Origin of the sequence: Enterococcus sp. CR-Ec1 (assembly GCF_002850555.1) — a bacterium.
In the GTDB taxonomy this organism is placed as follows: domain Bacteria; phylum Bacillota; class Bacilli; order Lactobacillales; family Enterococcaceae; genus Enterococcus_D; species Enterococcus_D entomosocium.
The window spans coordinates 1,385,314-1,398,848 of sequence record NZ_CP025223.1; the positions used below are offsets into that span (position 1 = coordinate 1,385,314).

At 38.9% G+C, this 13,535-nt stretch carries 16 protein-coding genes; 9 read left to right on the plus strand and 7 right to left on the minus strand.

The window, feature by feature from the left end:
• Positions 1 to 62 precede the first annotated feature (62 nt).
• Positions 63 to 686 carry a response regulator transcription factor gene (locus CXM95_RS06610; protein WP_086299579.1) on the minus strand — a complete coding sequence of 208 codons (624 nt, stop codon included), beginning with the start codon at positions 684 to 686 and terminating at the stop codon, positions 63 to 65.
• Entirely contained in the window at positions 683 to 1,792 is a 1,110-nt protein-coding gene (locus CXM95_RS06615; RefSeq protein WP_375137362.1) for a sensor histidine kinase, read from the minus strand. Before CXM95_RS06615 ends, CXM95_RS06610 begins: the two co-directional genes overlap by 4 nt.
• An 86-nt stretch (positions 1,793 to 1,878) precedes the next feature.
• Between CXM95_RS06615 and CXM95_RS06620 the strand changes: the two genes are divergently transcribed.
• From CXM95_RS06620 to CXM95_RS06630, 3 genes are read left to right on the plus strand one after another with little or no spacing between them, the layout of a single operon-like run.
• Entirely contained in the window at positions 1,879 to 2,811 is a 933-nt protein-coding gene (locus CXM95_RS06620; RefSeq protein WP_005236700.1) for an ABC transporter ATP-binding protein, read from the plus strand.
• Between the two features lie 13 nt (positions 2,812 to 2,824).
• A complete protein-coding gene (locus CXM95_RS06625; RefSeq protein WP_086299577.1) occupies positions 2,825 to 3,970 on the plus strand; it encodes an ABC transporter permease in 1,146 nt (381 codons plus the stop codon).
• On the plus strand, positions 3,957 to 5,129 hold the full coding sequence (locus tag CXM95_RS06630) for an ABC transporter permease (RefSeq protein WP_086299576.1): 1,173 nt from the start codon (positions 3,957 to 3,959) through the stop codon (positions 5,127 to 5,129). Before CXM95_RS06625 ends, CXM95_RS06630 begins: the two co-directional genes overlap by 14 nt.
• A 52-nt stretch (positions 5,130 to 5,181) precedes the next feature.
• Here the strand turns inward: CXM95_RS06630 and CXM95_RS06635 are convergent, their stop codons facing one another.
• The 3 genes from CXM95_RS06635 to CXM95_RS06645 form a co-directional block, all read right to left on the minus strand.
• Complete coding sequence (locus CXM95_RS06635; RefSeq protein WP_005236695.1) at positions 5,182 to 6,153, minus strand: diacylglycerol/lipid kinase family protein; 972 nt, start codon at positions 6,151 to 6,153, stop codon at positions 5,182 to 5,184.
• Between the two features lie 461 nt (positions 6,154 to 6,614).
• Positions 6,615 to 6,863, minus strand: a complete 249-nt coding sequence (locus tag CXM95_RS06640; protein WP_005236692.1) for a hypothetical protein — start codon at positions 6,861 to 6,863, stop codon at positions 6,615 to 6,617.
• A gap of 16 nt (positions 6,864 to 6,879) precedes the next feature.
• Entirely contained in the window at positions 6,880 to 7,392 is a 513-nt protein-coding gene (locus tag CXM95_RS06645) for a membrane lipoprotein lipid attachment site-containing protein (RefSeq protein ID WP_008379783.1), read from the minus strand.
• 395 nt (positions 7,393 to 7,787) lie between these two features.
• Between CXM95_RS06645 and bsh the strand changes: the two genes are divergently transcribed.
• Complete coding sequence (gene bsh, locus CXM95_RS06650; RefSeq protein ID WP_005236690.1) at positions 7,788 to 8,762, plus strand: choloylglycine hydrolase; 975 nt, start codon at positions 7,788 to 7,790, stop codon at positions 8,760 to 8,762.
• 58 nt (positions 8,763 to 8,820) lie between these two features.
• On the opposite strand, the gene CXM95_RS06655 is transcribed toward bsh, so the two are convergent.
• Positions 8,821 to 9,348 (minus strand): FUSC family protein, encoded by a 528-nt coding sequence (locus CXM95_RS06655; RefSeq protein WP_005236688.1) that lies wholly within the window; start codon positions 9,346 to 9,348, stop codon positions 8,821 to 8,823.
• A 367-nt stretch (positions 9,349 to 9,715) separates the two neighbouring features.
• Between CXM95_RS06655 and CXM95_RS06660 the strand changes: the two genes are divergently transcribed.
• Together CXM95_RS06660 and CXM95_RS06670 are read left to right on the plus strand one after the other, a co-directional pair.
• Entirely contained in the window at positions 9,716 to 10,414 is a 699-nt protein-coding gene (locus tag CXM95_RS06660; RefSeq protein WP_086299574.1) for a sunset domain-containing protein, read from the plus strand.
• A gap of 628 nt (positions 10,415 to 11,042) precedes the next feature.
• On the plus strand, positions 11,043 to 11,552 hold the full coding sequence (locus tag CXM95_RS06670) for a QueT transporter family protein (protein WP_008379785.1): 510 nt from the start codon (positions 11,043 to 11,045) through the stop codon (positions 11,550 to 11,552).
• Positions 11,553 to 11,635: 83 nt separating this feature from the next.
• On the opposite strand, the gene cbpA is transcribed toward CXM95_RS06670, so the two are convergent.
• Positions 11,636 to 12,274, minus strand: a complete 639-nt coding sequence (gene cbpA, locus CXM95_RS06675; protein WP_086372739.1) for a cyclic di-AMP binding protein CbpA — start codon at positions 12,272 to 12,274, stop codon at positions 11,636 to 11,638.
• A 155-nt stretch (positions 12,275 to 12,429) separates the two neighbouring features.
• Between cbpA and rpmG the strand changes: the two genes are divergently transcribed.
• The 3 genes from rpmG (at position 12,430) to nusG (ending at position 13,427) form a co-directional block, all read left to right on the plus strand.
• Entirely contained in the window at positions 12,430 to 12,582 is a 153-nt protein-coding gene (rpmG, locus tag CXM95_RS06680) for a 50S ribosomal protein L33 (RefSeq protein WP_005229764.1), read from the plus strand.
• A 12-nt stretch (positions 12,583 to 12,594) separates the two neighbouring features.
• Positions 12,595 to 12,765: a preprotein translocase subunit SecE gene (secE, locus tag CXM95_RS06685; RefSeq protein ID WP_005229766.1), complete on the plus strand. Its 171-nt coding sequence runs from the start codon at positions 12,595 to 12,597 to the stop codon at positions 12,763 to 12,765.
• A 119-nt stretch (positions 12,766 to 12,884) separates the two neighbouring features.
• Complete coding sequence (gene nusG, locus CXM95_RS06690; RefSeq protein WP_005229769.1) at positions 12,885 to 13,427, plus strand: transcription termination/antitermination protein NusG; 543 nt, start codon at positions 12,885 to 12,887, stop codon at positions 13,425 to 13,427.
• Positions 13,428 to 13,535: the final 108 nt, after the last annotated feature.

Genomic DNA, 13,535 nt, shown 5'->3' on the forward strand with positions numbered 1-13,535 from the left:
ATAGAAAGAAACCTGAAGAATGCAAAGGCGCATTTCTTCAGGTTTTTTGTGTCTAACGAGACTCACTGTAAATGGTGATAAAAATAGATTGCTAATTGCGTGCGATCCCGTAACCCCAGCTTTTCTAGTAATTGGCTGATGTAATTACGAACGGTTCCATCACTCAAATACAAGGCATCGGCGATTTCTTTATTGTTTTTACCCGCTGCTACTTCTTTGATGATCGCAAATTCACGTTCGCTAAAGGAAGTTTGATTGTCAATTGATGGTTCGTTCTTCATTAGCTGCGTGAAGGTCTCAACGATTTCATTCCCAAAGACAACTTGGCCATTATAAGAGGCTTTGACAGAAGGGATGATTGCCTGTAAATTCTGTTTGATCAAATAACCTTTCACACCGATGGAAAAGGCTTCTCGAATGTATTCTTCATCTTTGAAGGTAGTCAATAGCAAAAGGATCGCGTGGGGAAATTTAGCCAGTATTTCTTTAGCAGCATCGATCCCAGTTTGTTCCGGCATGCGGATGTCCGTCAGCAAAACGTCAGGACGATGAGTTTCATAGAGGTCAATGGCGTCTTTGGCACAATGACCGATGCCTAATACACGAATTTCTTCTGTGCTTTCTAAAATGGTTTGCAACGAGGTCGTCACAAACGGATCATCGTCAATAATAACTACAGTAATCATTGGTGTTCCTCCTTTGGTAAAATGATCGTCAACTGAAAGCGTTGGTTTTCTTGTAAGATATGAACTTGTCCTTGTTGTTCTTGGACCCGTTGACGCATCGTTTTCAGACCGATTCCAGTTTTAGCAATTTGAGATCCGCGGACGCCATCATTGGTGATTTGCAAGCGGAAAAAAGCAGGCAGTGTCCGAAAATGCAAGACAACGGTTTTGGCATGACTGTGTTTGATGCTGTTGGTCAAGGCTTCTTTGATCACCATTAAGAAACAATTTTGCTGGGCTTCGTTCAATCCTTCAAATAAGGTTCCTTCAATCGTGACTGAAGATGGAAAATCAGCAATCAGAAACTCTAAGGACTGTTGGAAAGTAATCGATGTCTCATGGAGATCATGAACGCTTTGGCGGATACGATCCATCCCAGTGTGAACCGTAGCACTCAAATTTGCTAAGGGATCATTCAGTTTTGGTTCTTGATTGATCATTTCAAGTGCGCCAATCTGCAAAATGGCACTCGACAGCAGATGGCCAACATTGTCATGGATATCTCGCGCGATTCGATTTCGTTCTTCGGCAATTTGTAAGGCCAATTTTGTTTCTTGTGATAAGGCTAGTACTTTGTTTTGCTGCGATAATTGCTGCTGTTTTTCCCAATGAGTATCTTTTGAAGCGATGTACTTTTTCTCAAGAGCAGACATTCGCTGTTCTTTTTTACGTAAGTAAAAAGCAAAAAGCAACAAAAGGATGACAAAGGCGATCTTGGAGGGGGATTGATTGCCAACTGTTGCGATCAATAAAAATCCTAATAAAGATAGAATGTCATCTTTTCTTTCTTCAGGAGCGATCACCCGCATCATTGCAGGCAGAAAGAGGGCAAGCTCTGGCCAAAAAGTACATAGAAGCAATAGAATAACTTGAAAAAACCAGCTTGCTTTCCTAGGCAATAAATAACTGACACCAGTGAAGAAAATAGCGATCAGCAAAAAAATGACTTGTACGGCAACAAATCCTTGATTTACCAATAGAAGCAATGAGATAGCGAGTAGAAAGCCAGCTTCGCTGAGTAGTCGAGATTTGGACATGGCAGACTCCTTCATTGTGACAAATGTCATGGTTGTTTTGGTCAATCGTCACTAGTTTCTTTTCTTAAACTTTATTATAGTCAGATTAACAAGAAATTTGGAAGGAGTTTTTCATCATGATTATTGAAATTGATAAATTAGTTAAACGCTATGGGGATTTTGTGGCATTGAATCATTTTGATCTGCAAGTACAAGAAGGGGAAGTTTTAGGATTATTGGGACCAAACGGTAGTGGGAAATCGACTGCTATCAATTGTATGCTCTCTTTGCTAAATTATGACAAAGGCACCATTAAACTGTTTGGATCAACCATGACCCCTGAAAACTATGCCGTTAAAGCAATGATCGGCGTCGTTCCTCAAGATGTTGCCGTCTTTGAAGAACTAAGTGTACAAGAAAATATCGATTATTTTTGTGGTTTATATGTTGCTGACAAAGAGAAACGGCAAGCATTGATCGAAGAAGTCATACAATTAGTGGGATTGGAAAATTTCGTGACCTTTCATCCAGGAGAGCTGAGTGGTGGCTTGAAACGACGGTTGAATATTGCCTGTGGGATCGCTCATAAGCCACGCTTGATTTTTTTAGATGAACCAACAGTCGCCGTCGATCCCCAAAGTCGTAATAAAATTTTGGAAAGCATCAAAGAGCTGAATCGTCAAGGAGCAACGATCGTTTATACGACCCATTACATGGAAGAAGTGGAAATTCTTTGTGACCAGATCGTGATTATGGATCAGGGACAGGTGATTGCCAAAGGGACCAAGGAATCTCTGAAAGACATGGTACGCACGGCAGATCGTTTGACCATCGACATCCCCTTACTGCCAGACCATGTATTGGCTACAATTCAAACCACCATTACTGCTGACGGGATCGTTTATAAAGAGGGACAGCTCCAAGTAACAACGACGGAACTCAATACGGTCTTGCTCCCCATTTTGACGCTCTTACAAGCAGAGAAAATCAGTTACGGAAAAATTGCAACCAAAGAAGCGACCTTAAATGATGTCTTTTTAGAGATCACGGGCAAGGAATTGAGAGACTAAAGGAGGGGAAAACATGTTTTGGCATTTTTACAAATATCGCACAAAAGTGCTGTTGCGAAATAAATCCATGCTGTTTTGGACGTTGGCGTTTCCCATTCTCTTAGGCCTAATGTTTATGGCGGCCTTTGGGGAGATCGATCAAGCAGGAAATTTAGAGACAATCACGACGGGAATCGTAAAAAACGGGGATCAATCAGCGCTTTCGGAAAATTTTTCCGCGGTCCTTGAACAAGTGGAAATCAATGAAAAACCATTATTTGACCTTAAGGAACTATCAGAAGCAGAGGCAGTTGAAGAGCTGAATGTGGGTGATTTAGCTGGGTTTTATCTGATAGCTGACGAAACGATTTCACTCCATGTGGGGCAAGCGGGCATGAGTCAGACGTTGATGAAAAATGTAATGGATCAATTTTTACAACGTACAGCGATTATTTCTAGTAAAGCAGCAGAACTTGAAACGCTTGATCTTGCACCAATTATGGCCGCGTTTGAACAGGAAGCGACTTTTCAAGAAGTGAATGCTGATCGTGACATGAGTGTTAAAAGTTTTTATTTCTTTACTTTGATTGGGATGGCGATCCTCTATGGGACGATGTGGGGTGTTCGCAATGTTCAGGATCAGCAAGCCAATCAATCCGCGAATGGGATTCGGCTTTCCTTGATACCAAGAAAACGCACATTGGTTTCAAGTGCGAATTTAGCGGCGAGTTTTACGATTGTGTTAGTAGAAGTCTACATTATTTTAGCGGTTTTTCGTTTTGTCTATCAAGTAGACTTTGGTGAACGATGGCAGTGGCTACTACTGGTTGCCGCGTTGGGATCATTGTGTGCGATTTTGCTAGGAACATTGATTGGAAATCTGACGCCAAAAATGAATCTGGTGCAAAAGGATGGCATTTTGATTTCCGTGACGATGGCGATGAGCTTTTTTGCCGGGATGATGGGCTCGGAACAAATCAAGTATTGGCTTGATCTACATGTGCCGATACTGGGGCAAATAAATCTCGTCAATTTGATCAGTGAAAGTCTCTATCAATTATACTACTATACAGATCTGGCTAGCTTTTATACCAATCTTTTATGGTTGACTGGCTTTATCGTCCTTTTCGCAATTGGAAATACTTGGATCGAAAGAGGGGTGCGCTATGACGCTTTATAAAACGATTTGGACTTTACTGAAGGCCAATAAGTCGAACTTACTAATTGGAGTACTGATCACTGTGGGAGTTACATTCTTTTATGCACAAAGCATCGACGTCGAAAACACCTCTTTACAAGAAGCCAACATTGCTTTGATCAGTGAAGAGGAGTCGCCAGTCGTTGACGGTCTTCGGGACTACTTGAAGGAGAAGCAGACCTTGGTCACTTTGGAGGGTACCTCACAAAAAGAAATTGATGATGCCCTTTATTTTAATCGCATAAACATCGTCTTGCATTTACCAGTAGATTTCAAGGAACAGGTGGAGGCCGGCCAGATGCCAGCAATCGAGATTCAAAGCCGGCCAGATGCTTTCTCTAAAACCATTGTCACCCAGCAAGTGAACACGTACTTACAGACGCTTTTGCTTTTTAAAGAAGAAGGTAAAACAGTTAGTGAGGCGATAGAACAAGCACAAACAGCGCTAGCCGTCACTGGGCAAGTTGAACTCAGTACAGAATATAGTCAACGAATGAAAAAAATGTTAACAGGCATGACCTTTAACTTATTGTCATATGGTCTCTTTCTATCAATATTTAGCGGGTTTGGCGTGATCAATATGGCCTTTAATCGCAAAGCAATCAGCAAGCGAAACCAGAGCGCCCCTCTTGCTAAACGTGTCTTACAGCGGAAAATCCTGTTAAGCTTGATCAGTTATTCGCTGCTCTTAACTTTCGGCTTTTTATTACTGATGGTGTTATTAGTGATCCGCACGTCTTGGGATACAGCAGCTTGGTACCACATTTTGAACACGTTCTTGTTTTTATTACCAGTCATCAGCGTCTCGGCGTGTGTCACTTCCCTGGTGAAAAATTCAGAAGCAATCGGCGGGATCAGCAATATCTTTATAACCGGCAGCTGTTTTATCGGTGGTGTCTTTGTATCAGCTAATTTCCTGCCAGATATCGTCAATAAAATCGCGGCGTTTACACCAACGTATTGGTTTGTTCAAAACAATACCTTGATTAGCGAGACCCTCACGTACAATCAAGGGTTTACTGAATCGTTTTGGTTCAATGGCTTTGTCTTGGTTGCATTTGCAGCAGTATTTTCAATGATTCATTTTGTTTTGGGAAAAGAAGGCAGTCCTCGTTGGCAGTACAACTCAGCGAAAAACTAACAGGTACACAGAAAAAAACGATACAAATCGTTGCTGATTTGTATCGTTTTCTTTATGGGCACCAAAATAATTGATTGGCAGTAGTAAAGGTAATATCAAAGGGACGTTGGCCCATTTCTTCGCCATCTTCTTGTCCATGTTGGGGCACGGTAGAGATAATTCTCAGCTTCGACGTGGAGAGATGATGAAAGTAGCGTGAATTCATGTGTTTCTTACGCATCAGTAAACCGATCAGCCAGAAAATCTTGAAAATCGACACACGCTCAACGAGTACGAAATCAAACTTTTTCTCTCTGACTGAAGCGGTTGGGGCGATTGCAACACCGCCGCCAAAGTAAGGATGATTGGTCGTGGTGCACAAAAAAGCTTTTTTATAACTGAATTGTTGCCCATTACACTCGACTAAGATCGGAAAACCTCTTTGAAGAAACAAAACGCGGATAATTGCAGCGATATAGGAAAAGGAGCCGAGGTTGAACTTATTAAGACTGCTTTTTGCCACAGAGTGATTGGTGGTATAGACGATTGCCGCATCAAGACCAATACCCACATTATTAAGAGCGATGCCGTTTTCCTCTTGGATCTGCTCTTCATAGCGGATAATGGCCAATTCTTGGGGCTTAGTAGTACCGGCAATTTTCCAAAACGCTTTTTCCGGCTCTCGTGGCAGATCGATACTTCGCGCAAAATCGTTTCCCGAGCCAGCGGGGATGTAAGCAACGGGAATTTGTTGTTGTTCAAGTTGTAACTCTGATACTACTTGGTGCAGCGTTCCATCACCGCCGATAACCACCAATAATGGATAAAGCATCTCGCCATTTTCTAAATAGACATCATCCCAAGGCAAAAGGCGTTCTTTTAAGAGTTTTCTGGTGATGTACCGTTCGTCGCCGGGTGATTTGGTTAGGTAGATTTGATGGGGGAAACGATGTTTTTTTACGATTCTTTGCACACGTTCCGCCGCTTTTTTTCCTCGTCCACTACCTGAAGCAGGGTTTACGAGGAAGTGATAATAATAGTTCATTTTATGAATAGCTCCATATCGTTTTTTCGTTCAATGCGGTTAATTATAGCATGTTTCGACAGAAGGCGGGGAGACGATGCCTGAAAAAAGAGCAAAAAAATAGATTCGACGATTGTGCTTTCTGGGTTTTCAAAGGTTCTTATGTCCACTTTGATCCTCAGGTAATGATGCCCATCGCCGAATCCTATTCAATTAGTAAGGAGTAACTCAAATTCCCACATCCTTTGTCTTTTATTCTAAGTTGACAACAATTCTTTTCTTGCAGAACCTGCTTCGTCTGCTTTACTGGGAATCCTTGCTCCTTACACTTATAGTATAGCACATTTTTCTCTTTTGGCAATCGCTTACATGATTTGGTAGTTGTCTTTTAGATAAATTTAAATAGTTTAAATAAAAGATAAAGGAAAAGCAAAACCGAGTTTTCATTCGATTTTGCTTTTATGTCTTTTAGAAAGTAGCAGTCATTCTTTTTTTGGATTTTTCACAAAAATTAAAATCAAAATTGGAACCACTAAAAATATAATCGCATTATTGATTATCAGCACATCGTAATTACTAAAATTAAACGGATTATTTTGCCATGTTTGAAACATAAATCCCAGTAAATTTTGAGTATGGGCAAGATAAAACAAAGCAGAGGTGCCTAGTATGTTAAGGATTATTGTGATCACACATAAAATCCGTACTAGCTTAATTAGTACTTTTTTCATAGGAGAGCTCCTTTAGTTATTGCTGCATTTCTGGTAGATTGGCGAAGGCTTCAGTTAGTTTCACAGATTCTTCTAAAATATCCATATAGATATCGTAGTAAGCCCAGCCGTCACCTAGATCAGCCGCTTCAATTGTCTCAGTGGTTGTTTGAAATTCTCTCATCAAATCAGTGTAGCTACGCATAACAGAAGTGTAAGCGGACAAATCATAAGTTTCAGGATTGGCAATATACCCTTCAACTTCTGCGATCAGATCAGCGTACGTATCAGATAATTTTTCAAGTTGTGCTTCCAATTCATCAGAAGCTTGCTCATTCGCTTGGCTGTCAATTTCTTCTTCTGAGCTCTCATTAGTTTCAATCTCTTCTTCTTCAGAAGCAGCGACATCCTCAGAATCTTCGGAGCTTTCCATTGTTGTTTCAGTTGTTTGTTGTGACGATTCGACAGTATCACTTTCCACATCTTCACTAGAGCAACCAGCCAGGAATAAAGTGGATACTAGTACAAAACCAAATAAAATCTTTTTCATTTTTAAACCCCTTTTTTTCAAAATAAATTGTAATATTTTGCTTATATTATAATTTATGAAGAAATATTTTTTTGTATCTAAAAAAGAACATATCCTTTCTTTTTTAGATACTTTATTTATTTTACCTTGAAAAGCCTCACGAATAAAGAAGTATCTGGTTATTTTAACCATTATTTAACTATGTTTATGCATATTGTTATAAATAGTGATAAAAAAAGCGTTTTTTTTATTTTGTGTAAAAATTCAAAAGGTTTGCATTTTATGGAGAAAAGATATTAAAATAACTATAATATATCTAATTATTTTTTTATTATTATTTATTGCTTTTTCCTTGTTAAAAAAAAGCGATAGGAGTAAATTAGAAGTGTAAAAAACTTATTTTAGGAGGAAGTATTATGTGTACTGCGTTAACTTATGTAACGAAAGATCATTATTTTGGCAGAAATTTTGATTATGATGTTTCTTATAAAGAAGTAGTGACCATTACTCCGAGAAATTATCCATTCAAATTTCGCAAAGTAAGTGAAATAGATCACCATTACGCAATGATTGGGATTGCTGCTGGTGTCGCTGAGTATCCACTGTATTATGATGCGGTCAATGAAAAAGGTTTAGGTATCGCTGGATTGAATTTTCCAGAAAATGCTGTCTACAATGAATTTCAAGAAGGAAAAGAGAATGTTACGCCTTTTGAGTTCATCCCATGGCTCTTAGGACAATGCGCTACTGTCGAAGAGGTAAAAGGGCTATTAGCCAATGTCAATCTCGTTCGGATCAATTTTAGTGAAGATTTGCCTCTATCGCCTTTGCATTGGATGATTGCTGATAAAAAAAGTGCCATCGTTGTGGAAAGTATGAGTGATGGCCTTCATATTCATGAAAATCCGGTGGGAGTTTTGACAAATAATCCACCATTTGACTATCAATTGTTCAATTTGAATAATTACCGTGTGTTATCATCGAAAACTCCGGAAACTCATTTTTCTGACAAGGTGGATTTTGATGAATATAGTCGTGGAATGGGCGGCTTAGGTCTGCCAGGAGATCTTTCTTCGATGTCTCGCTTTGTCAAAGTAGCTTTTACCCGATTGAATTCCGTTTCTGGAGAATCTGAATCCGAAAGCATTAGTCAGTTCTTCCATATTTTAGGTTCGGTTGAGCAACAAAAAGGACTTTGTGACATAGGCAATGAGCGCTATGAGTACACGATTTATTCTTCTTGCTGCAATACAGATAAAGGAATCTATTACTATCGTACGTATGAAAATAGTCAAATCGTTGCAGTTGATATGAATAAAGAAGATTTGGAAGGTAATGTACCGATTTCTTATCCATTAATTGAAGACCAACAAGTTCTTTTCAGTAACTGATCCATTCTTAAAAAGCCATCTCAAAGCTGTTTTGAGATGGTTTTTTTCTTTTTCATTTTTAAAATGAATCACTCTCATTTGTTGTCGTCTTCGTCCCTGCGGTACTTTTATTCGGAAATGGAAAAAAGCGGTTCACCAATATTGCAATCGTCATGCCGATAAAACTATCAACAATTCGATTAAAAGCATACAAGTAAGATTCAGTTTGAGGAATCATAAATAAAATCGTCAATAGTGTGGCACAAGCACCAACTGTTCCCTCGGAGTAATCAAATTTGACCAATAAAGCGATCATTAACATGATCACTAAAGGGATTGCAATCATTTGAATAAAGGACGAATGTCCGAAAAAGTTAAATATCGCAATACAAAATACAGAAGCGATTGCGCCGAAGCTGTTACCGGCAATCCGATGTTTCCCGTATTTGACGGTATTCTCATGATCTTCTCTTAATGTGAAAACAGCTGTGATCGTTGATACGACGTAGGTTTCACGATTCAAAAGAACACTAATCAAAATACAGAGGAATACACTGATTCCAGTTTTTACATTTCTTAAGCCAAAGGTCAATCCAAATAAGTTCAATCATGCCATCCTCTCAAAACAAATTTCAACGAAGTCGATTATACCACATTGCAGACGGTCAATTGCTTAGATTTTCAGAAAAATGAACAACGATTCTTTCATCGTACGTTGACAGGCAAATTTTATCAGTCGTCGAGAAGCTAGCTTGATACCATGCAATTTTCAACTTTGAGTGTTGAAAGGAATACAATAAGTGACCCCAACCCTAAATGAATTGACTTTCGTTGCCATCGCTTAAGACTCCTTTTTTTATTTCTCAGTCTGTTCAACGTTTAAATAAGTGTTTTGATAAAAAAATATTTATTGTTCATAAAAAGTTTGTTTTTTAGATATTATATTGAGATAATCAAAATAAGGAGGGTTTAAAATGAAAAAAGTGTCAATACTATTTGTTCTTTTACTTGGCTTTGTTGTTTTTCCGATGACAGTTTTTGCTGCATCTTCACCAAGTGTGAGCTATCAAACAAATATCCAGTCTCAAGGGTGGCAATCATGGAAAACAAACGGTCAGACGTCAGGGACCACAGGGAAAGCCAAGCGACTTGAAGCAATCAAGATAAAAATTACTAACGAAAAATACAAAGGGAATATTGAATATAAAACCTCCATTCAGAAACAAGGATGGGAAAAATCGTTTAGAAAAAATGGGACTCTATCTGGTACAAGTGGAAAAGGGCAACGGTTGGAGGCGATCCAAATCAAACTCACCGGTGAGATCGCTAAGTATTACGATGTCTATTATCGAGTCAATTCACAACAATTTGGCTGGATGGGGTGGGCGAAAAACGGACAGTCTTCAGGAACGTCTGGCTTTGGTTTTCAACTGGAAGCAATCCAGGTCAAACTGGTGAAAAAAGGTGGGAAAGCACCTGGAACGACGAATGATGCATTTAGAGATGGACTGAAAAAATATGTAGACAAACGGGGCAAAGGGCTGATCAAAGGCTCCAAACAAAAGATTTATCATATACCGGGGAGTCAATATTATAATAAAACGACCAGTCCAATTCGGATGTTCAAGACAGAGGTGGAAGCCTACAAAGCGGGCTTTCGACCAGCTAAATAGAGGTGTGGCAGGCATTCGCTGAGTAAACATCTATGAGAAATTGCTTTACCAAAAAGGTAACGAGGCAACGAGAAGAAAGCTATTTTTGATCAAAAAGTAACTGAATCGTCTGATTCATTCTAAACATCCCTTTCCGTTAGCGAAAAGGGATGTTTTACGTATTCAAGATGATTTCTGTGCGTAGATCCGACGAATCTTAAAGTAATTCAGCACTTAACCTTTCATCACGAGATGCGCCTTGATTTAGCGAGGTTTCAACACAAAGCCACCATCTTCATCGTTCATTTCTTCGGTAGGCGTAAAAATAATATTTTTGCCATCTCTTTCAAGGTTAAAGATTGAATCACAAGCTATTAGGAAATCTGACGATGGATGATTCATTGATAGTCGAATAGGGCTAGAAAATGAAAGCTGCGAAGTGTTTCTTTGAATCAACGAATGAAGGAACAGAGGGAGCAATTCCATCTGCATAAAGTTTTGTCAGGTGATTTCGAGATGATTTGATGATTAAATGGCCGGTTTAACATTGATATATGGCTATTAATGTGTATAATAAGTACTTGTGCGAAGCGCACCGCGGTTCATCAACCATCCCGCGTAATCAAAACTCGGAGAAAGTAGGGATCAAATGGAAAAATCAACAAATCTAACCAATCAACGTTTGCGTGTCGTCGCAGCCAATGGGATCATTATGGCACTTTATGTTGCTGTAACGGTTCTAGTCTCACCCGTTGCCTCAGGAGCGATTCAATTTAGGATATCTGAAGGATTGAATCACTTGGTCGTTTTCAACAGAAAATTGATGTGGGGTGTCGTTGGCGGGGTTGTAGTGTATAACATGTTCTTTGGAATGGGGATCTTGGATGTCGTATTCGGCGGTTTCGGAAGCTTCTTGGCTTTAGGAGCAACTGCATTGGTATATAAGAAGATTCCAAATGTTTTCGTAAGACTGGCATTTAATACCATTGTTTTTTCATTAAGTATGTTCCTGATTGCGATTATGCTAAATATCACCTTAGCATTGCCTTTCTGGCCAACATTTGCAACAACGGCATTGAGTGAATTTATTGTAATGACGATTACGGCACCGGTGATGTATATCATCAATCGTGCCGTTCGCTTCGATAAGCGCGTGTAAAAAAAGCTTGTTTTTTGCTTTGATGGTTCTCAAAAAACAAGAAAAAAGATCATTCCTTTCTTTTTTAGGAATGATCTTTTGTTTTATTCTGCTTTTAGGTCTTCGATCTCCACAACTTTGAAATTTTTTGCTTCCAGTTGAGAAACGATCTTGTCGCATAATTCTTTTGATGTGTTCGCTGGTAAAGTGATCATCGTACGACGAATAAATTCGTCTTTACCGATGTCGAGAGTGATACAGCTAGCGATACTGCTGTATTTTGCGATTATTTTTGAGATAACCGCTAAGTCGCCTTGTTGACCTGTTGATGCGATCGTCAACACATAGCTTCCTTGTTCGACGCTCCATGATTGTGACAACATATTCAATAAGGAACTATGAGTCAAGATGCCGTAAAATTGATTGTTTTCATCTAGTACCGCAATATAAGGCAATTCTTTGATTGTAAAGAAAACCTTAAAAAATGAAGAGTTGACATAAATGAACTTCGTCGCATTTTTTAGCAGATAGGTGACGGGTAAAGTCATGTCACCGCCATTTGCTTTATGGCGATAGATGTGCATTTTATAAATATTTCCTCTAAAAATCTTTCCTGATTCATCTAGGATAGGCACACAACGATAACCAGACTCTTCTAAAATTGCCAGCGCTTCTTCTAAGGTAGCTGTTTCCTTTACCGTTGTTAAATCGCGTTTTTTGTAAACCATTGTTTTTAATAACATAATTTTCCCTCCCAAATACCCATTTATCACCATTATCATACCACAAAATCAGCAGAAACTATATTTATACGACAGAAAATCAAAAATTGACACAATCTTAAATAAATGGTATTTTTAGTGTTGGAAAACTTTATAAAAAGGGGGAGGACACTAAGATGGCAACGAAAAAAGCTGCTTTGGCTTGTTCTGTCTGCGGATCCCGCAACTATTCAAAATCAGTCAGTGAAGGTAAAAAAGGCGAACGCCTTGAAATCAACAAATTTTGCAAGTATTGCAATCAATATACTTTGCATCGTGAAACGAAGTAAGGAGGGAATCGAATGAAATTTTTGAAAAATGTTGTTGAAGAAATGAAAAACGTTTCTTGGCCATCAAAAAAACAATTACGCAAAGATACATTTGTGGTGATTCAAACAACCATTATTTTTGCATTGATGTTCTTTGTGATGGACACACTGATTCAAACGGTCTTCAATTGGATCCTAAAGTAACACTTCTTACTGATAGCGCTAGTCATTTATCACAAATCGTGCTATAATCGCTTTGAGGAAAAACTTCGGTGCAGCTGAGGTTTTTTTATTTTACAAAAAAGATGGGGAGTCCGAAAAAAATGGAATCTTTTGAAAAAAATTGGTATGTACTGCATACGTATTCTGGCTATGAAAACAAAGTAAAAGCGAACCTAGAGTCACGTGCACAAAGCATGGGGATGGGTGATTATATTTTCCGTGTCGTCGTTCCCGAAGAAGTAGAAACAGAAGAAAAAAACGGCAAAACCAAAGAAATCGTTCATAAAACATTTCCTGGCTATGTATTAGTTGAAATGGTCATGACGGATGAATCTTGGTACGTTGTACGTAATACTCCTGGGGTAACAGGTTTCGTTGGCTCTCATGGTGCAGGAAGCAAGCCAGCGCCTTTATTACAAGAAGAAATCAATTCAATTTTACGTTCGATCGGTATGAGTACTCGGACAGTTGAACTGGAAGTCGAAATTGGCGAAACCGTCAAAATCATCGAAGGTGCGTTTTCTGGTCTAGAAGGACAAGTAGCAGAAATCGATGAAGAAAAACAAAAACTAAAAGTGAACATCGATATGTTCGGTCGTGAAACCAGTACAGAACTTGATTTTGAGCAAGTAGATAAAATTTAACTGCTGGATAGACTAGCATGAACGGCTCATTTACGGTAAAATAACAGTAATGAGAATAAAGTGGACCAATTCGTTGGCCCACTTTTTTTCTCAAAATGAGTAAGCGCT